15 protein-coding genes are annotated in these 20,101 nt (G+C 43.9%); 8 read left to right on the top strand and 7 right to left on the bottom strand.

Annotation, left to right across the window (positions count from 1 at the left end; all coding sequences use genetic code 11):
* Nucleotides 1-149 precede the first annotated feature (149 nt).
* The 3 genes from OCU36_RS15880 to OCU36_RS15870 all read left to right on the top strand — a co-directional run bounded on the left by OCU36_RS15880 (nt 150) and on the right by OCU36_RS15870 (nt 3,718).
* Nucleotides 150-722, top strand: a complete 573-nt coding sequence (locus OCU36_RS15880) for a porin family protein (RefSeq protein WP_261840509.1) — start codon at nt 150-152, stop codon at nt 720-722.
* 305 nt (nt 723-1,027) lie between these two features.
* Nucleotides 1,028-2,650, top strand: coding sequence for a phosphoethanolamine transferase (locus OCU36_RS15875; RefSeq protein WP_261840508.1), 1,623 nt, complete (start codon nt 1,028-1,030; stop codon nt 2,648-2,650).
* 435 nt (nt 2,651-3,085) lie between these two features.
* Nucleotides 3,086-3,718 (top strand): esterase/lipase family protein, encoded by a 633-nt coding sequence (locus OCU36_RS15870; RefSeq protein ID WP_261840507.1) that lies wholly within the window; start codon nt 3,086-3,088, stop codon nt 3,716-3,718.
* Nucleotides 3,719-3,814: 96 nt separating this feature from the next.
* On the opposite strand, the gene OCU36_RS15865 is transcribed toward OCU36_RS15870, so the two are convergent.
* A complete protein-coding gene (locus OCU36_RS15865; protein ID WP_261840506.1) occupies nt 3,815-4,789 on the bottom strand; it encodes an arginine deiminase-related protein in 975 nt (324 codons plus the stop codon).
* A 530-nt stretch (nt 4,790-5,319) separates the two neighbouring features.
* Between OCU36_RS15865 and OCU36_RS15860 the strand changes: the two genes are divergently transcribed.
* Together OCU36_RS15860 and OCU36_RS15855 are read left to right on the top strand one after the other, a co-directional pair.
* Nucleotides 5,320-7,170 (top strand): ABC transporter ATP-binding protein, encoded by a 1,851-nt coding sequence (locus tag OCU36_RS15860; protein ID WP_261840505.1) that lies wholly within the window; start codon nt 5,320-5,322, stop codon nt 7,168-7,170.
* A gap of 284 nt (nt 7,171-7,454) precedes the next feature.
* Complete coding sequence (locus OCU36_RS15855; protein ID WP_261840504.1) at nt 7,455-8,159, top strand: DUF445 domain-containing protein; 705 nt, start codon at nt 7,455-7,457, stop codon at nt 8,157-8,159.
* A 255-nt stretch (nt 8,160-8,414) separates the two neighbouring features.
* Here OCU36_RS15855 and OCU36_RS15850 read toward each other — a convergent pair whose 3' ends face one another.
* A complete protein-coding gene (locus tag OCU36_RS15850; RefSeq protein WP_261840503.1) occupies nt 8,415-8,903 on the bottom strand; it encodes an Lrp/AsnC family transcriptional regulator in 489 nt (162 codons plus the stop codon).
* Between the two features lie 279 nt (nt 8,904-9,182).
* On the opposite strand from OCU36_RS15850, the gene OCU36_RS15845 reads away from it, so the two are divergent.
* Nucleotides 9,183-9,353 carry a hypothetical protein gene (locus tag OCU36_RS15845; RefSeq protein ID WP_261840502.1) on the top strand — a complete coding sequence of 57 codons (171 nt, stop codon included), beginning with the start codon at nt 9,183-9,185 and terminating at the stop codon, nt 9,351-9,353.
* A 47-nt stretch (nt 9,354-9,400) separates the two neighbouring features.
* On the opposite strand, the gene OCU36_RS15840 is transcribed toward OCU36_RS15845, so the two are convergent.
* The 5 genes from OCU36_RS15840 to OCU36_RS15820 all read right to left on the bottom strand — a co-directional run bounded on the left by OCU36_RS15840 (nt 9,401) and on the right by OCU36_RS15820 (nt 16,509).
* Nucleotides 9,401-9,643 carry a hypothetical protein gene (locus tag OCU36_RS15840; RefSeq protein ID WP_261840501.1) on the bottom strand — a complete coding sequence of 81 codons (243 nt, stop codon included), beginning with the start codon at nt 9,641-9,643 and terminating at the stop codon, nt 9,401-9,403.
* A 361-nt stretch (nt 9,644-10,004) separates the two neighbouring features.
* The gene (gene putP / locus OCU36_RS15835; RefSeq protein WP_261840727.1) at nt 10,005-11,495 is read right to left on the bottom strand and encodes a sodium/proline symporter PutP; all 1,491 of its coding nucleotides are present in this window, start codon (nt 11,493-11,495) and stop codon (nt 10,005-10,007) included.
* Between the two features lie 154 nt (nt 11,496-11,649).
* A complete protein-coding gene (locus tag OCU36_RS15830; protein ID WP_261840500.1) occupies nt 11,650-12,354 on the bottom strand; it encodes a 1-pyrroline-5-carboxylate dehydrogenase in 705 nt (234 codons plus the stop codon).
* 11 nt (nt 12,355-12,365) lie between these two features.
* The gene (putA, locus tag OCU36_RS15825; RefSeq protein ID WP_261840499.1) at nt 12,366-15,503 is read right to left on the bottom strand and encodes a bifunctional proline dehydrogenase/L-glutamate gamma-semialdehyde dehydrogenase PutA; all 3,138 of its coding nucleotides are present in this window, start codon (nt 15,501-15,503) and stop codon (nt 12,366-12,368) included.
* Between the two features lie 181 nt (nt 15,504-15,684).
* Entirely contained in the window at nt 15,685-16,509 is an 825-nt protein-coding gene (locus tag OCU36_RS15820; protein ID WP_261840498.1) for a helix-turn-helix domain-containing protein, read from the bottom strand.
* A gap of 469 nt (nt 16,510-16,978) precedes the next feature.
* Between OCU36_RS15820 and OCU36_RS15815 the strand changes: the two genes are divergently transcribed.
* Together OCU36_RS15815 and OCU36_RS15810 are read left to right on the top strand one after the other, a co-directional pair.
* Complete coding sequence (locus OCU36_RS15815) at nt 16,979-18,082, top strand: PEGA domain-containing protein (RefSeq protein WP_261840497.1); 1,104 nt, start codon at nt 16,979-16,981, stop codon at nt 18,080-18,082.
* Between the two features lie 164 nt (nt 18,083-18,246).
* Entirely contained in the window at nt 18,247-20,076 is a 1,830-nt protein-coding gene (locus OCU36_RS15810; RefSeq protein WP_261840496.1) for an SUMF1/EgtB/PvdO family nonheme iron enzyme, read from the top strand.
* Nucleotides 20,077-20,101: the final 25 nt, after the last annotated feature.

The raw sequence follows: 20,101 nt of genomic DNA, 5'->3' as shown, positions 1-20,101 counted from the left end.
GTGGTCGGGACTATAAACGAACTCAATCATTAAAAACTTAAAGTGATAGGTATTTGGATGATGAATGAAAAGATAGGTTCCGTTTCTAAGGGTTTTATTCATTCATCATTATGGGTACCGTGACTCACATTTCAGAACGAGTAAAAAAGATGACAAACATGGTAAAATCAGCATTAACATTGGGTATCGTCGGTTTAATTTCACTCCCAGCTTTAGCAGCAGGTACCAACGGCGGGGCATACATCGGTGGTGTAGTGAGTGCCTACCAAGATTCAGATACTGACGGCGCTCCTAGCCTAGATTCAGAAGGTACCGGCTACAGTCTATATGGTGGTTACCAATTCAACCGTATCATTGGTGTTGAGCTTGGCTACACTAATTATGCAGATTATAAAAATGGCGCAGAACAGCTTTCACCAACCTCTATTTCTGCATTAGCGAACATTGGCTATACGTTCGATAATACTATTCGTCCATTCGCATTGGCAGGCTTAAGCACCATTGACCTTCATGCGAATAACGCGGCAAACTATGATGACGACAACGGGGTGGGTTTCCACTTTGGTGTCGGTGTTGAATTCTCGCCAATTGAACACCTAACATTGCGCCTAATTTCGCAAGCTGACGCGGTAATTGTGGAGAACGATGTAAATGCGAGTCAAATTGAAAACCGAACTTTAGCGTTTAACAGTGTTAGCTTCGGTGGTTCGTACAATTTCTAAGATGCACCTCTGAGCCACAGAGTCAGTAACTCAAATTCACTTTGCTGCATCGCCTGAGGTACGGCAATAAAGTAAAGTGGATTTGCAATCACTTTCCCCCATATCGAGCTTAAGCATTCACTTCTTACTCAACTTATCCCATCACAGTCAAAAATAATCAGAATCTAATAACGATATGAATTAAACTGTCTTGAAAACTCGTAATAGAACTTTTTACTATTCCGAGACTCTACTCAGTAATGAAGAGTAAAATTCAACTTTTCTAAGAGACAGAAAGAGCACAAATAGACGTAGGAATACAAAAAATGAATCTCCACCGCTTAAACCTATCCATCAATAAACTCCCTTTCGTGTTGGCTATCTATTATGTGCTTGTCATAAACCTGCCTATTTCACGCGAATTATTCAACATTATCAAAGCTTCAGAAGCCGAAAGCATTGGATTCATAATTTCAATTCCTTTTTTCTTTCTTGCTGCATTCAACTTTATATTTCAAATATTTAACTGGCCGATATTTAATAAGGTCTTTTTCATTTTCTTATTGCTGACCTCCTCTTTAGTCAGCTATAGCATGTTCAACTATGGCATTTTTGTTGACTATGGAATGATAGAGAATATTTTTGAAACCAACAGTGGCGAAGCGACTAGCTACTTAAGCACATATTCAGTGTTATGGTTCCTGCTGATGGGTTGCCTCCCATCACTCATGCTTTTATTTACCAACCTTGAAAGAAAATCTTGGAAAAACTTTGCTATTTGGAAAGCCGTTGGGTTGTTAAGCTCATTAATCGTCATTGCCCTTATTGCTGCGTTGTTTTACAAGCATTACGCATCAATTGGCCGTAATAACTCCCACCTTAAGAAAATGATCATTCCAACTGAATACGTAGCATCAACCGTCAAGTACATCAACAATACGTACATAAAAGAACCGATTCCGTATCAAGAAATCGGCTTAGATGCTCAGTTAAAACCGGAAGCAAAACAAGCAGAAAAGCCGACATTACTGGTGTTTGTTCTCGGTGAAACCGCGCGCGTATACAACTATCAATATTATGGTTATGAGAAAGAAACTAATGCTCATACCAAGCCTTACAACCCGATCTTTTTCTCTGATATTCAGTCATGTGGAACAGCTACTGCGGTTTCTGTACCGTGTATGTTTTCGAATATGAACCGCAGCAACTATGATCACGACAAAGCTTACAATCAGGATAACGTGGTCGACATTATGAACCGTGCGGGCATTCACTCGATCTGGCGAGATCACGATGGTGGGGATAAAGGTGTTGCACACAAAATTAAAAAACTGACCCTTGCCCCTAAAGATGGTGACCCGTTGTGCAATAAAGATAAATGTTACGATACTGCGATGCTAGAGAGCTTCGAACAAGATACGCAAAATCTTAAGCAAGATAACATCATTTTCTATCACATTTCCGGATCTCACGGCCCGACTTACTTTAAACGTTACCCAGAAGAACATAAGAAGTTTACTCCAGACTGTCCACGTGCCGATATCGAAAACTGCACCAATGAAGAATTGATTAACACCTACGACAACACCATCTTGTATACGGATTTCTTTATCTCACAGGCTATTCAGAAGCTAGAGAAACTCACCGATAAGTACAACGTTGCGCTGATGTACATTTCCGATCATGGTGAATCTTTAGGGGAGAACGGGGTTTATCTTCATGGCATGCCTTATTCATTCGCACCGAAAGAGCAAACCCATGTGCCTATGATCATGTGGATGTCTGATGGTTTCGCCGAGCAGAAAGGAATAAACCAGACCTGCTTAAGAAAGGCAGGTAAAGAACAGAGCTTTTCCCATGACAATCTGTTCGACTCTTTACTCGGCTTGATGGACGTGCAAACCAAAGAGTACCGAGAGAACCAAGATATCTTTGCTGCATGTCGATGAGTCTTGTGCTAATGCCTATAGCGACAATAGTGTCAATCGACACGGCTTGACGGGTTTAAGCCTCTCCCCCCTCCTAAAAGAAAAGACTTCGGTCTTTTCTTTTTTTATCCATCGTTAACACAAAACTTAATGGTCTTTGATAACCATGGCTCAATGGGTGATGTGAATCCGCGAAAATAAAAAGAGAGCCCATACTCTTGACAAGACAATACAATACAAGAGTTACTTAACAAGACAATAGTGACTGAGCAACTCCTCTCATTAAGTTGAACTTTAAATGGCCTCTTACTCCCCGCCCTTCTTTTCAGCAGTTACGTTAGATGGGTAGACTAAGCACAGCGAGCCTCAGCCTGTCGTGTCCCAATAGCAGCAAGTTCTATTGAGTTTAGATTTACGACTCAATATACTGGGAACACCATCAAGCGGAGGACAAAAATGAGCAACAAAAACAAACATATAGTTTTGATTCATGGTCTATATATGCCTGCGCTGATCATGCAGTATCTGGATAGGAATTTCAAAAAGCGTGGTTTTACAACGCACAAATTTGCCTACAACTCACTGCGTTTCCCTTCTGCCGCCAAACGCCTCAATCGCTTCATTAATGCGCGTTTTGATGAATACGACGAAGTCTATTTTTTTGGCCACTCACTCGGTGGTTTGCTGATTCGTCACTACTTTAAATTCTACCAACCCGACTTTGCCGACACCTGCATTATTACCGCTGGCACGCCACACAATGGGGCAACCATCGCTAAAACACTATCGAATCATGGTCTTGGATTCATATTTGGTTCGAGCAAAATGATCTTAAGCGATGGCTTGGGTGACTACGATATTGATGTGCCGATTGGCGTCATTACTGGCACCAACGACGCCGGTGTCGGACGTATTGTATTGGGCCGAACCCCTGGTGATGGTACGGTCACACTCGAAGATGCAAACCTGCGAGGTGCAACAGACACATGCGCGCTCAAGCTCAATCACACCGCACTGGTGTACTCTAAAGAAGTGGTGTCACTCTCAGCTCAGTTTATCAAGCACAGAACCTTTAAATCCGCTGAATAAATTTTTCCGAATCTATTTTCTTACGTCTAGAGATAAAAATACCACTCTGCGCTTCGAGTGGTATTTTAAAACCGATGATTGAAAGATAACCGTTTGTTATAAGTCATTCACTCGTGTTGGTAAGAACACTTCACCTAACATGCATCGTACTGAGCCTCCACCAATATCTTCAATCGTTTTCACACTAAATGGCAGTAGCTTTCCATGTGTCGAAAGCTGAACTCGCTGAGCTGGGGAAAACGCATCATAAGCCGATTGAGACATTGCGATCACCTTATCACCATTCACCGTTTCCAATTGAAGGATGTTGCCACAGAATCGGTTCATTTGCTCAATGGTGATAGAGATAACCTGTTTGTCTTTAGCAAGCGACTTCACCACAAAACGACGCTCAAATTCTGGAATGACTTGATCACAGATCACGCAGAAATTATCACCAATCGCCATCATCACATTGGTGTGGTAAATCGGCTGACCAGATGGCAGTGCTGTTTGAAACGAAACCACACGTGAATAGCCAATACGCTTCGCATAGTCTTCCAATACTTCACGGTCACAACGTTGAGAAAGTGCGGCATAGATAGTCTTATTAATATGATCGATAACCATCACACCCGTGCTCTCCAGATAAGAACCTTGTGCGATATAAGATTCTAGAGATTCACTATGGTTAACAATGCGACCTGCAGCTTCTAACGCTTCAATAAGCGCGTTCGGCTTAACTTCACTCTGACGGTTTTCACAAGCCATAGGGAAAGTGAATAAGCTTCCATCATTGCAAGTAGTGAACCAATTATTAGGGAATACCGCATCAGGAGTTTCAACCCCCAGTTTTGGGTAATCAAACTCTACAACTTGTACACCTTCTTTGCGCAACGAAGCCACCATCGTCTTAAACTCGGCCATCGTTTTTCGTTTGATCTCGACTTCAGTCAGATTAGCTCTGTGCTGAAACTCGTTATCGCCCGCCGTTTCTTCATTAAAACGGAACTCTTTGGGCGGCACCATAACAACGCAATTGGCGTTTTGAACATTAGTAATATGAAGTGATCTTTTGTGTAGGTTTAACATCTCAACCGTCCCTATCCTTTAGGTATGGTCAGAATTGTAAACAACTTGTTACAACAAGATTCACTGAAAACAATAATGATTCGAATATTTATCCTAAGGAATTACTGCGAAATACGGCTTAATCCATGATTTTTACTGCCAGATAACAACACACCAGAAAAAACCAACAGTTTGCATGTTCATTAAAGCGCTCATTGAATAAATATCCTCGTTTCACTCTCTGATGACTCGTCAATGTGGGTTACAATTCCATCCATTTAACGTTAGGATTATCATCGTTGCATCATCATCAATTACGTTTGAAATAAGCCTCATTTTTCCAGTCTAATTCAATTCAAAATGAGCGTAATGAAAGACACGCTTTGCGCATTTCGTTCTCAACTTGACCAAAACAAACATTAATTTATCGAATGGTGTGATGGTTCTACCAACGAATTAATTCTTAGACAATTTCAAATCAAGACGATAAAAGCAAAGCCGCACCAACGATGCCATCACTCATAGATGCATTAGCTTATAAAGGGAAAACTATGTACAAGAAATTTGAAGGTTTTACTAAGGCCTTTCCAAAGGAGGAGCCAATACAACCTCCTACAGGAATACTGGCGTTTTGTCGCCATTACACCCGAGGCTTTGAAAAACCTTTAATCGTACTCGGGTTAATGAGTATGACCATCGCGATCATCGAAGTGGCGCTATTTGGTTATATGGGACAACTGGTCGACTGGCTATCAACCAGTAACCCTGAAACTTTCTTAGCGGACAACCAGTCAACACTTATCGGGCTAGGTGTCCTATTATTGGTCGTGATGCCAATCTTAATCAGTGTCTACTCACTATTACTTCACCAAACTTTGCTCGGCAACTACCCAATGTCGATTCGTTGGTTGGCCCACCGCTATCTTTTAAAGCAAAGTTTGTCCTTCTATCAAGATGACTTCGCAGGTCGAGTTGCGACTAAAGTCATGCAGACCTCACTCGCAGTGCGTGAAACTGTAACCAAAATGGTCGATGTGTTCGTTTACGTGACGGTTTACTTTACAGCGATGCTGCTCATGCTTGCTGAATCGGATTGGCGCTTAATGGCCCCAATGTTAATTTGGCTGTTTATTTACGTCGGTATTCAACTGTTCTTTGTACCAAAACTAAAAGATGTCTCCTCAGAACAAGCAGATGCTCGTTCACTGATGACCGGACGTATTGTTGATAGCTACACCAACATTGCGACAGTGAAATTGTTCTCACACAGTAAGAGAGAAACAGAATACGCCGAAGAAGGCATGAAAGGCTTCTTGGATACGGTACACCGCCAAATGCGCTTAGTGACTGGCTTCAACATCTGCGTGGAATTCGCTAACTATCTATTGGTATTTAGTATTGCCGGTATCTCTATCTACCTATGGTTAGATAACGCGATCACCGTGGGTGCAATTGCAATTGCCGTCAGCCTAGCCTTACGTATTAATGGCATGTCTAAATGGATCATGTGGGAGATTGGCGGTCTGTTTGAGAATCTAGGTACGGTGATTGATGGCATTAAAACCCTATCTAAGCCTATCGCAATCGAAGACAAGAAAGACGCTGAGCCACTGAAAGTTCCTCAAGGTGGTATCACCTTCGACAACGTAAGCTTTAACTACGGTGAGAATAAGGGGGTAATTAACAACCTTAATCTCAACATAAAGCCAGGGGAAAAAGTGGGCTTGGTCGGCCGTTCCGGTGCCGGTAAATCGACATTGGTTAACTTGCTGCTACGCTTTCACGATGTAGAAAGTGGTCGCATCCTGATCGATGACCAAGAGATCTCGAGCGTGACCCAAGACTCACTGCGCAGTAACATCGGCATGGTGACTCAAGATACTTCACTGCTGCACCGTTCGATCAAAGAGAACATTCTTTACGGTCGACCAGAAGCATCAGATGAAGAGGTATACGCTGCCACTAAACAAGCGCACGCGCACGAGTTCATCGAAACGCTCACCGACCCGTTTGGCAACATTGGCTACGATGCACAAGTCGGCGAGCGAGGCGTTAAACTTTCTGGTGGTCAACGTCAACGTGTGGCTATTTCACGTGTGCTTCTAAAAAATGCACCACTACTGGTTCTTGATGAAGCGACTTCGGCACTCGATTCTGAAGTCGAGGCGGCGATTCAAGAGAGCTTGATTGAGCTAATGGAGGGCAAAACGGTTATCGCAATTGCACACCGTCTATCGACGATCGCAGCCATGGACCGTTTGATCGTGCTTGATGCTGGTAATATCGTCGAAGAAGGTACACATCAAGAACTCATTAACCAGAACGGCATCTACGCACAACTGTGGAGCCATCAAACAGGTGGCTTCATTGCTGATGATCTTGACCCGATCACGAGTGCTTAATTTTAGTGCAACGTTAAAAGTGCGGCGTAATTCACACCAATTTGTTGATTAATGCCAAATTACACTTAGCAGAATGTTATGTCGAAACGATATAATATCGTTAGCATCAAAGACGCCTCGCTTGCGCGTTCTGGAATAAGGCTAGACTTCGGGGGGAGGCTAGCCTTTTTTATACCTGCATATTCATGTCCTTTCTACCTGCGACATAACTTCATCGATCCTTTTGTTTTTTTCTTGGCATTTTTTTCTTAGAATGCGCCCAGTATTCTTTCTAGAGACCTACCATGAACAAAAGTATCTTAACTAACGTGATTGCATTGGCACTGCTTGCTGGTGGCTATGCAATGGCAAATCAACCTTTACTTTATGCCGGCCTATTCGCATTCTCTGGAGCCATCACCAATTGGCTGGCGATTCATATGCTGTTCGAAAAAGTACCGGGCCTATACGGGTCTGGCGTTATTCCAGCACGATTTGAGGAATTTAAAGCCGCCATTAAACAACTGATGATGGACCAGTTTTTTACTGAAAGTAACATTGATCGCTTTCTGAACAACGAGATGAGTGGAAAATCGCTTAACCTAGAGCCCATTATCAAGAAAATCGATTTCAACCCTGCATTCGATTCACTGGTTCATGTTATCGAGAACTCACAATTTGGTGGTATGTTGGCCATGTTCGGCGGCACAGAAGCTCTAGAACCCATGAAAGCGCCTTTCGTAGAAAAAATGCAAGAATCGGTGGTGGAGATTAGCCGCAGCGACACAGTAAAAACAGCCATCAAAGAAGAGCTAGAGTCAACGGCGATGATGGATGAAATCAAAGAAAATATCGAGGCAATCATCGATCAACGCTTGAATGAATTGACGCCAAAACTAGTCAAAGAAATGGTCCAGACGATGATCAAGAAACACCTTGGTTGGCTCGTTGTTTGGGGGGGCGTGTTTGGCGGTGTCATAGGCTTAATTTCCGCAGCGATCACACTATAATTGATTTATCGCTATTCCCCTAAACCCATAAAAAATGGAAGCGTGTTCGCTTCCATTTTTTATCCAATTCGACACCCAACAACTCGTAATACCAATCACATTTGGTCAGTGATCAGGAATGGCACAGAGAAAAACTTGAGAACAAGACAGAATTTTCTGATAAGTAGTCATTCGACAATCAAAAATTCTAACGAAGTTATCGAGGTTTTAAACAAGCTAGAATGACCAGTTATTTACTACGATTGGTATAAATACCTATTTCAGTGTTGATAACAACTCAGGGTTCACACCAAAACCTTTCTTATGCTCTTCGATCACCACTTCACTGCGGGTCTGAATCACTCCGGGTAACGTCCCGAGCTTCGAGGCCATAAACGACTGATATGCTTTCATGTCTTTCACTCGTACTTTAATCATGGTGTCAAAGTCACCAGACAACGAATAGCACTCTTCAACTTCTGGCATCAGATCAACAGCTTGAGCAAATTTATCAAAGATGGAGAAACTGGTCTGGTCAAGGCGAATATGAATAAATACTTGCACATCCAACCCCAACTTTTCAGAACAAAGCTCAGCATGATAACCGGTTATGTAACCCTCTTTTTCAAGTCGCTTTAATCTATCAGAACAAGGAGAGGTCGTTAGATTGACCTGTTTTGCGAGCTCAACGACAGGTAATCGCCCTTTCAGGTGCAAAATTCTTAGTATCTCTTTATCGATACGATCAAGCTGATGCTGAGGCATAATATTCCTTAAATACTCTAAATTCGGTTCAGTATCGTCCATATTAAGCGGCATCCGGCAAAAATACGCTCACATATTTAACGAAACCAAAAACACCCATACCATTCACAGAAAATATAAATAATTTCAGACCGATAAGTATTCTACAACTCATCTTCTGCCTATAAATCAATTGTTATAGTCATGACCTTAAGAACAAATAAATTGAGCTAGAAACGAAAGAAAGGATATAGGTCAAAGTGAATAATAGAATGCTCAAAAGGAAAGGATAGCGCGATTATGAAAATGCAGGAACTCTCATACAAACCATACGGCGTTGGCTCATGGACACACGTAACAGTATCAGAAGATGTTGCTCAAGCACTCGCTCATGAATACTTAACCTATGGATGGGAAGTGAGAATTGATAATATCCCACTTAAGAATGAGCTTATAGGCAAAGCTGTGTAGAGCAAAGCAGCCTACTATCGAGTAGGTTTGTTGATCTCAGTCAGTAATTACGCATTTGGCATATATGAAGCTAAACCGACTTGAGGAGCAGGCTCTATCGCTTCGCAACGACAGTTACACGTTCGACAAAAATGTTGAGTTTCCATGTCGTAATATAGATTGCCACTAAACAGCTTTGACGTCCATTGCATCATACGGCCCGACGCTGTCTCAGGCTCTAATTCACAACGTTTCATTATAGATTTATGTAGTGTTGTTTTTTTACATCCTTTGCAATAGAGATCTGGCATGCCTTTGTCCTATAGGTCTTTAGTGGTTAATGACAATTAACATATCATGTCCAATTCAGTCCCAAAATTCACGGCTCTAATGATAAAAGTGAGCGCTAAGTTCAAAAAATAGCCATTTTACTTTCTTATTTTTGACATCAAACGTCATTATTATTTCCTACCTACGCTTTTTTCTGCGCTTTGAACTCCTTCAATTTACATTGTAAACCTCAAAACAACTATGCTTGATTCAACAATCTTTTACTAAATCGCTCGCAAATCGACACATTCGATCAAGATAAAAAAAATAGAGCCACCGAAGTGACTCTATTCATTTTTACTAATGATCTTTACTCATTCATCGGTATTTTTACAATGTAAATCAGTCTAGCTCAACGAGGTTCTTTTCGAACTCAGCATGTTGCTTCTTAACTTTGTCTTCTGGCTCACCAGTAATCAAGCTAACGACAACAATTGAGATAGTGGATAAAATGATCCCAGGTACGATTTCGTACACATCGAACCAACCGCCAGTCAACTGCTTCCAAAGAACAATTGTAACGCCACCAACCACAATACCCGCCAAAGCACCATTACGGTTCATTCGAGACCAGTAAAGACTCAATACAACAGCCGGGCCAAATGCAGCACCAAAACCTGCCCACGCGTAAGATACAAGACCAAGCACTGAACTGTCTGGTGTCATCGCAAGCATAAGAGCAATTAGAGAAATGATAATTACCGCAAAGCGTCCGACACGAACGATCTCTTCAGAGGTCGCATCTTTCTTCAACACTTGCTTGTACAGATCTTCTGCCAGTGCAGAAGAAGAAACAAGAAGTTGTGAATCCGCGGTACTCATGATTGCCGCTAGGATTGCTGCTAGCAGGATACCTGCGATAACTGGGTGGAACATCGCGTTCACAAGCAGCATGAAGATCTTCTCACCATCGTCTAGCTTAGGCGCACCGGAGTTAGTCACGTAAATTAAACCGACAAGACCAACAAGCATTGCACCAACCATAGACAATGCAGACCAAATAACAGCAATACGACGCGCAGCAGTTAAGTCTTTGTTGCTACGTGTAGCTTTAAAACGCGCAAGAATATGGGGTTGACCAAAGTAACCTAGACCCCATGCGACTAGCGAGATAATCGCGATAGCGGACAGAGGCTCGCCTTTCACATTATTCCATAGTGTTAGTAACTCAGGATTGATATTGTGTAGATCGCTAGATAACTGCCCTAAGCCACCGTTCATAGCGGCGATTGGTACAATCAATAGCGCAGCAGACATCAATAAGCCTTGCACTAAATCCGTCCAAGCTACGGCAAGGAACCCACCAAATAAAGTGTAAGAAACCACACACACAGTGCCGATAATGACGGCGGTCGCATAATCTAAACCAAATACCGTTTCAAACAATTTCCCCCCAGCTACCAAGCCTGAACTTGTGTAGAAAAGGAAGAATAAAAGGATAAATAAAGCAGAGATGGTTTGGATCAACTTAGAATTATCATTGAAACGACGAGATAGGAATTCGGGCAGCGTAAGAGATTCAGTTGTAATACTGTAAGTGCGTAGACGCTTAGCGCTGATTAACCAGTTTGCCCATGTACCGACAAGCAGACCACCAGCAAGCCAAAATGCTTCAAACCCAGAAGCATAAGCGTAACCAGGCAAGCCCAATAACAACCAGCCACTCATGTCTGATGCACCAGCAGAAAGGGCAGCAGGCCATGGGCCTAACGAACGTCCGCCTAGGAAGTAGTCCGTAGAGCTAGATGTCCGTTTGTAAGCAATAACACCGATCGCTAGCATCAGAATTAGATACGCAATGAACGTCGTCGTTATTGCAAAACTGTTTTCTATCATTTGATAGTCCTCATTTTTTAGAAAGCCTTCCATGCCCAATTCAATGAATAGCAAGCCCCTAGAGACAAGTCAGTGCATTGAATTGAGGATTCTGGTTCTAAAAAGACCAATGGCCAAAACCAAAGGTCTTTAGAGCCAATATTACTGAAGGTTAGTGAGCTTCACTTCCAAGTTCGAGCAAGGTCGCGTTACCGCCCACGGCAGTGATATTTATAGTTCGCGTACGCTCGGTAATGAAACGCAGCGCTAGATGTGGATCATGAGCAACATTCATTGCCTTCAGATCCGTTTCAGCCACTAAACTGACAATGGCACCGTCACGCTTAGCAAGTTGTAAATTAATCGCTTGAGCCGTTTGTGAATTCCCCACGTAAGCCACACTTCGTACATCGCAAGACAACAGTAGTTGAGCAGCGTCATACGAGGCAACCTGTACCAAGTTGGTAGGCAGGCTCGCTTGTTTCGCAGCATCCGCAATTAAGGTATTGAACGGCACGTCATCACTGCACAATTGAACGCTATTACCGGCCAATAGTGCGGTTGTAATCATCGCCATTGCGGTTTGCAGTGCAGGCAACTTCTCTTCGAAATCATCAACAATTACCAAAGCGACGCCACGACCAGCAGCATACAGCTCGTTGGTTTCCCCCGTAGGGCCTGCCATTAGATGATGTTCAGCAAGCAGTGCAAATGCTTGCTCTAGATGGAAAGTCATTACCGCAGCCAAAGGCGCAGATTGACTTTCCATCTCTGATTTAAATGAAAGTACCTGAGCACTCTTATGATCAAAATCGGTAAGATTCCATTGTTCCCACGCCAACAAAGCATCAGAAAAACTTGCCACTTGATGAACCATGATACTGCTCCTTATGCCTTGTCTTGTGATTGAGAAAAATGAACATCGGTAAAGCGATAGAGGTAGTGAGGGCCACCCGCTTTAGGGCCAGTTCCCGACAAGCCTTGACCCCCAAATGGTTGCACACCAACAACGGCGCCCACTTGGTCACGGTTGATGTAGCAATTACCCACACGCACGTGTTTTTCAATCCAACGATAAGTTGTTTCATTACGACTGTGGATACCCATAGTTAGACCAAAACCGGTTTGGTTAACTTGGTCTACAACTTGCGCTAACTCACTCGCCTTGAAGCGGACAATGTGCAGCACAGGGCCAAACTGTTCTTCTTGCAAGCAGCTGATGTCATCGATTTCAAACGCACTTGGTGGAACAAAATCACCATGTTCACAATCCGTACCTAGAGAAAGTTGAGCCACCTTCTTCTGGGTATTGGTCATGTTCTCTATGTGTGCCATTAGCTTCTGCTTCGCATTTGAGTCGATCACAGGGCCCACATCGGTTTTATGAAGATATGGAATACCAACACTCAGCTCATCCATTGCACCATGAATTAGAGAAATCACACGATCAGCGATGTCTTCTTGAATATAAAGTACCCGCAGTGCCGAACAGCGCTGGCCTGCTGAAGCGAATGCAGAACGAACCACATCACGAACGACTTGCTCAGGCAGTGCGGTACTGTCGACGATCATTGCATTCTGACCACCCGTTTCCGCAATAAACGGAACCGGCTGAGCATTGCGACTCGCCAATGACACGTTGATACGTTGTGCTGTTGGTGTCGACCCCGTAAAAGCAACGCCAGCAATTGCATCGTGGCCGGTGAGTGCGCTGCCAATCTCGGCGCCACGCCCCGGCAGTAACTGAATCGTACCAGCAGGGAAACCCGCTTCCTTCATCAGTTCCACTGCGCGAGCTGCTATCAAGCTTGTTTGCTCGGCAGGCTTAGCCACAACCGTGTTACCGGCCACCAAAGCAGCTGTAATTTGGCCAAGAAAGATGGCGAGAGGGAAGTTCCAAGGGCTAATACAAACGAATACGCCCCGACCTTGTCGCGAAGCGATTCGTGTTTGACCATCAAAACCTTTGAGTTCAAAACCTTGGAGGTTATCCGCTTGTTTTGCGTAGTAACGACAAAAGTCGACCGCTTCACGCACTTCATCAATGCTGTCATGAATTGTCTTACCCGCTTCTTGATGACAAATCGCCACCAGCTCAGCGAGGTTGTCTTCCATCAAATCAGCCAGCTTATCAAGCGCGGCCGCTCTGATTTCAACCGCAGTGGCGTTCCAATCAGCGAATGCGGCGTCTGCACCACTGATCGCCGCGGAAACATGATCAAGGTTAGCGAAAGCCACCAGACCCACATGAATACGACGATCATAAGGTGCGGTCACTTGCTCAACATTCTGATCCGCCTTGATCATGCTTTCAGCAAGAGCTTCACCGTTGATCACAGGCCCGGCAATCCATTGATTGTTCAAGAAGCCTTTTACTTGCTCTTCAAACTGATGCGCTTCGCTTTCGATATCAATGTTGACACCATACGAGTTCTTACGTTCGGGGAACACCGCAGGCGGCAGAGGAATCTTAGTGTTATTCAAGGTATCGAACGCCAGAAGCATATCAACTGGGTGCTGAGTCAGCTCTGCCACTGGGCAACGAGCGTCAACCAAACGGTGTACAAACGAGCTGTTTGCGCCGTTTTCTAGCAAGCGACGTACTAGGTATGGCAGTAGGTCTTTATGGCTGCCAACCGGTGCGTAAATACGTACTGACTGCTGATAAGCTTCCATCGCATGGTTGTAAAGCGAATCACCCATACCGTGTAAGCGTTGGAATTCAAAGTCTTTATGGTCAGTCATTACTGCAATAGCGGAAACCGTATGAGCATTGTGGCTGGCGAACTGCGGGAAGATATTGCCACGAACGCCAGGGCTCAATAAGTAACGTGCACAAGCAAGGTAAGCCACATCCGTCGCTTCTTTACGTGTGTAAACGGGGTAATCAGTAAAGCCCGCTTGTTGTGACCATTTGATTTCGCTGTCCCAGTACGCGCCTTTCACCAAGCGAAGCGGGATTAAGTCACCCTGCTCTTTCGCCAAGCGGTTTAGCCAAACCAGAACCGGAAGTGCACGCTTTGAGTAAGCTTGAATAACCAGACCAAATTTACCCCAGCCTTTTACTAGGTCAGTGCGGTACAGTTTTTCGAATAGTTTAAGAGATAGCTCTAGGCGATCCGCTTCTTCCGCATCAATCGTAATGGCAACATCGAGCTCGACTGCGCGGCGCAATAGCTGTTCTAGCGTATCGCAAAGTTCCGTCAATACGCGGTCTTCGTTCGCCACTTCATAACGTGGATGAAGCGCAGACAACTTGATAGATACCGATGGCGCAGGGCTCGATTTTGAAGAGACATACGTATCTCGACCTACGGCTTCAATCGCCATTAGGTAATCTTTGAAGTATTTATTGGCGTCTGCTGTGGTCAGTGCCGCTTCACCTAACATATCGTATGAATAGGTAAAACCTTTGTCACGCATAGACTTACCGTTCTTTTGTGCTTCAGCAATACTGCGGCCAAGAACGAATTGGTGCCCCATCACCTTCATCGCTTGGTGCATCGCTTTACGAATAACAGGCTCAGAAAGCTTGTTTACTAAGCGGTTGACCGCTTGACCCGCACTCTGCTCGTTAGATGAAAGACCAACCACCTTGCCAGTTAGCATTAGCCCCCAAGTAGAAGCGTTAACAAACACAGAGTCAGAATTCTTTAGATGAGATTTCCAATCAGCAACACTGAGTTTGTCACGAATCAGCGCATCCGCCGTTGCTGAATCAGGAATACGCATCAAGGCTTCCGCCAGACACATCAGCAAGATGCCCTCTTGAGTGTCTAAGCTGTATTCAAGTAACAGTGCATCGATCATCTGGATAGACGTTTTATCAGCACGAATAGCTTCAATCAATGAGGTCGTTTTTTTTGTGATTTGTTGCTTTTCTGACTCAGAAGGGGTTGCTAGTGGTAAGAGTTGCTCTAGCCATTGGGTTTCATCCACCATATATAATGGTGAGATAAGCGACCAGAGATCATCAAGCGATTGCTCGTTGAATTCTGGTTTTAACACATCAGTAGCTGTAAACATGCGCTTTCCTTAATCTCACACCCGAAAATAGTCCGGGCTCTCTACAATGGCAGCAGTGTATTTTGAGCGCATAAGGATTACTTGTCAAAAACTCCGAGTTTTTTGCCAAAAACTCGCTTTTTTAACAAAATAAACACAGGGTCACATATAAATCTTTAAATTTACAGGCTAATTTATTTCACTATTTAACAGAAATTTTCTTTTTATATTGAGATGGTGACATGCCTTGAAGACGTGAAAAGGTGTGAGTGAAGGAGGATTGACCGGAGAATCCGGCCAGTTCTGCAACTTGACCGAGGCTGAGGTGACCTTGCTCAATCAGACGTCGAGATCGATCAATGCGCTTACCCAACACATACTGATGCGGGGTAATGCCCATTTGTTCTTTAAATAACATATGGAACTGACTTTCACCTAAGAACACACTGCCTGCAAGCTGAGCAACAGAAATCTTATTGGCGAGATGCTGTTCGATGTAGCGATCTAAAGCTTCAAGATCAAAACGCGAGTCTTTAACCGGTGTTTCGAATGCCGATATATGCCTTTGCATTAACGCGATCACGGTATCGTTACACGCTCGGCTCAAAAGTAAATCATCGGGGTTCGCTTGCATCTCTTGCACTAACATGTGGATAAGCTTTTGAATTTGTAGATCTAATTGGAAATAGACACTCGATGATTCCAACTGGTTAATCTTCTCTAACATTAGCGGATCGTCGCCACTTGGCATGGGCATATTGAGCACTAGAATATCCGATTGACCAACCACTCCACCGAAAGCATGATCAGAGCTTGCCGTCACCACACAACCTTGACCAGGGCCAACTAAATTCCCTTTACCACTGACTTCAAATTCTGCCTGACCTTTTAAACCGATAACCACCTGTGCGTATTGATGTTCGTGACAATCCATATGCGAGGGCAAGGTTATGATCTCGGCAGGGCGAGGACCAGTAAGGCCTAGCGAAGACAAATCTAAGTTTGCAAAGGGTAAAGGTTTTGACATGACAATAGCGTGCTCGGGGAGATATGCTGAGAATAATACTCTGAAATCTACATAAGATGAATTTGTAAATAATCATGAACATCATTTCCTCAGCACGGAATCAAAATTGTTGCCGTGATCATTATGATCATGCCTCCGGAAAGATGATCATGAGCGTACAAACTACGGCTGTTGTAAAACCAATATGTCCTTAAAGCTTCACTTCCCAATAGCAATAACACAGACAGCAAAAATAAGGGAAGTCATCACGATACAAGCACAACCATATTTTCTTTTTCAGCTCAAATAATTAGGCCTCAGCCTGAAAAAGTGTATCCAAAGTATCGAAACTGGGCTTTCGAGTAGATTGGTTATCAATAAAACGGTATAAAGATTGATACTGTGTCATGGCCAATAACTAGTGACTCAAAACTAGGAAGTCGACACTTTATTAACGAGCCAATTTCAATCTAATCAGTTGCAGGGACATATGACCAACTTTCGAATTTCAGCGCTTTTGCTTGCGCTATCCCCACTTTGGGTATCTGCATCGTTATCAGCTGAAGAACTGAATCAAGTCGATCCCGTTTCAGCTATCGATGCAAAGCTAACAGAGAAAAACTCAGATATTGAGCGTATTGCAGCGACCCAAATATCGGCGGCCGAACACCTCAAGCAGCAACAAAATCAAAAAAGTAAGTTGCAACGCGAAGGTGATGAACTTAAGGCTAAACGTAACAGAGCCAAGTCTGTACTCGACAAACAGTACAGTCGCTTACTGGAAGATCCAGAAACAGATTTAGTCTCTTTCCAGAAAAGCTATCAAGATGCTTGGGCTGCGGTTAAAGAAAACCAATCCGCTCAGTTAGACAACCAACAAGCGATCAACGAGAGCGAAATCCACCTTTCTCAACTCAAGCAAAAGCAAGCTCGACTGAATAATGAGCAGGCCAACTTAAGAGAGTCGAAAGTTGAAGCTCGCGTTAAACGTATTGCCACAGAACTGCGTGAAAGTGCGGTTCTTGAAACCAGTTACACCACCACATGTGCTGCAACAATGACACTCGGTGAGTGCGCAGCTCAAGGTAAACACCTGACCAATCAAAAAGCCGTGCAAACGTTCAAGAGCCAATTACTTGATCAGCTCACAGAAAGCACATTGGCTAAGCAAAACTTACAAGGTGTACAACTGAACATCCATGTTCAAGATAGCCAAGCAATCAAAAGTGGCTTCTCAGGGAACAACGCTTACTCCGTACAAATGCAAGCTCAGCTTCAAGCTAAACCTGAAGCGGTCGCCGCATGTAAACTATTAAATGTTTCAACGCGCTACTGTTTAACAGGTCGTGATGCAGCGGTAGTTAAGAAAAATGATAAACAGTGGGCTAACGTGACAGTTCGCTCTGATCAATACAATGATTCAGTGACAATTAACGGCATTAAATATGGGAGTACACCTCTTGAAGTTGCGCTCCCAAATGGCCGTCATCACGTAACCATCTCAAAACAGGGTTACGAGTCTTACAACCGTACCGTCACCATCAGCGGCAGTGACACGATCTGGGTTAAGCTTCTTCCTAGCAAAAACAGTTAAAACCTGGATGAATAAGCACGGCAACCTTATATAGCTGAGCCTATTTCACAACACTGAATGAACCGTCACCATTTTGTTAATCGTTATAGAAAGTAGCTGCAAACGAAATGGTGCGTTCTTTTAGAATATTCAATTAACCTAAATTACGATTAAAGTAGCCCATCATGCGCCAAGGTTTTCCTACTCTACTATTTGCACTTGCTCCCTGCTTAATGACGTCAGCTGTTTTTGCAGAAGCGACACAGGTCGCTATCACATCATCGGTCACCGACATTGACAGCTCACTTTTCGAAAAGCATGCCGACTTAACCGCTGTTGAGAAGAAACTGGCTGACAAACAAAATGAAGTCGATAGCCAAGCAAAGCAAACCGCACGTCTAGTCAAGCTATTGGCTCAAGCAGAACGAGCACTCGCTAAGGCGAAAGCCAGCCTAGAGCAAGATTACACACGCATGATTGATGAACCCGATTTCGATATCTCGCCAGCTCAAAACCACTTCCAAGACGCTTGGAAGAGAGTTAAAGAAGGCAAGCTTACGATTTCAAACTCAGAGCAGAAGCAGCAAAGCTTAGTGATGGAACTTGAGGCTATTCAGGCCGAGAAAGCAGCGACAGAAACTTCAATCGACAATTTGAATCAAAAAAAGCTAAGAGCCAGAGCCGAGCGACTAAGAAACGAGATCACTCAAAAAGAAACACACACCGTCAGCTTTACTAATCGTTGCAGCAACGACATGACACTGGCGCAATGTTCAGACCAAACGGTGACCTTAGCCCTTCAAAAAGCGGTAAAACAATTCCAACACAACCTTATAGATAAAGCGACTGAATCCAAAACAGTCAAAGCACACCTCGCGTCTGCTTCGCTGAACATTCACGTCCTTCAACATAAGGTGGAATCCTCTGGTTTCTCTGAAGATAACCGTTACCGAGTGGTGATTGCTGCCAATCTAGAAACACGTCCAAATAAGAACACAGCCTGTCGTCTGCTTGATATTCAATCCTCAAACTGTTTCACACAAAGTGAACAACAAGCCAACAATCAACAAAAAGAAGTCGCTTGGGTTACCTTGGTCATACGTTCAAACCAATACAATGACACGGTTTCTATCAACGGTGTGAAATATGGCAGTACACCCGTTGAAGTGATGCTACCAATAGGTCAACACATGATCACGATCGAGAAAGAAGGCTACCTTTCTTTCCATCAAGAATTGAAAATCGCTCGTGATTACAATCTAAGAGCGGTATTGCAAGCCAAGCAAAACTCATTGAATGTCGGCACCAAGTTCGCCGATCCGATAAAAGCCAATACTCAGAGTCCTGAAATGATTGTGGTCGGGTCGGGTCGGTATTTGTTAGGTGAAAACAACGCTCAACAAATTACGATTAAGAAGCCTTTCGCTCTCGCAGCCACACTGACCCGCGTTCAAGACTTTAGAGCATTTGTCGAAAACACAGGCTATCAAACAGACGCAGAGCTGATGAAGACTTGCGATACCTTCATCAATGACGAAATCACGACCGTTTCAGACAATAACTGGCAAAGCCCTGGCTTTAAGCAAGTCGATAACGCACCCGTGGTGTGTGTTAGCCAAAACGATGCTAAGGCTTACACCCGTTGGTTATCTAAAAGCACCGGCTTCAGCTACCGTTTACCGACACCACAAGAGTGGGAAGCCGCCGCGAGAGCGGGGCAAGGGACCAACTTCTGGTGGGGCAATGAATTCCGTTCAGGCAAGGCGAATACCGGTTGGGCAGGCACGCCGTGGTCAAACGTCAGCACATCTCCAGTTAAGTCATTTTCACCAACACCAACAGGCTTCTACGACATGGTCGGTAATGTGTGGGAATGGACAAACCTTCAACAAGGTTTAGCAAAAGGGGGCGCTTGGAGCTTCTCGCCAGAAAAATCAAAAGTGTTTAGTGAACTCCATGTGCCAACGACAACCGCTGCGAATTACTTGGGGTTCAGAGTACTGCGAGAGTTGTAATCTCTCAATGGCAGGCTCAAAACAT

This window comes from Vibrio artabrorum (assembly GCF_024347295.1).
Taxonomy (GTDB): Bacteria; Pseudomonadota; Gammaproteobacteria; order Enterobacterales; family Vibrionaceae; genus Vibrio; species Vibrio artabrorum.
This window is presented reverse-complemented; position numbering and strand designations above follow the sequence as displayed.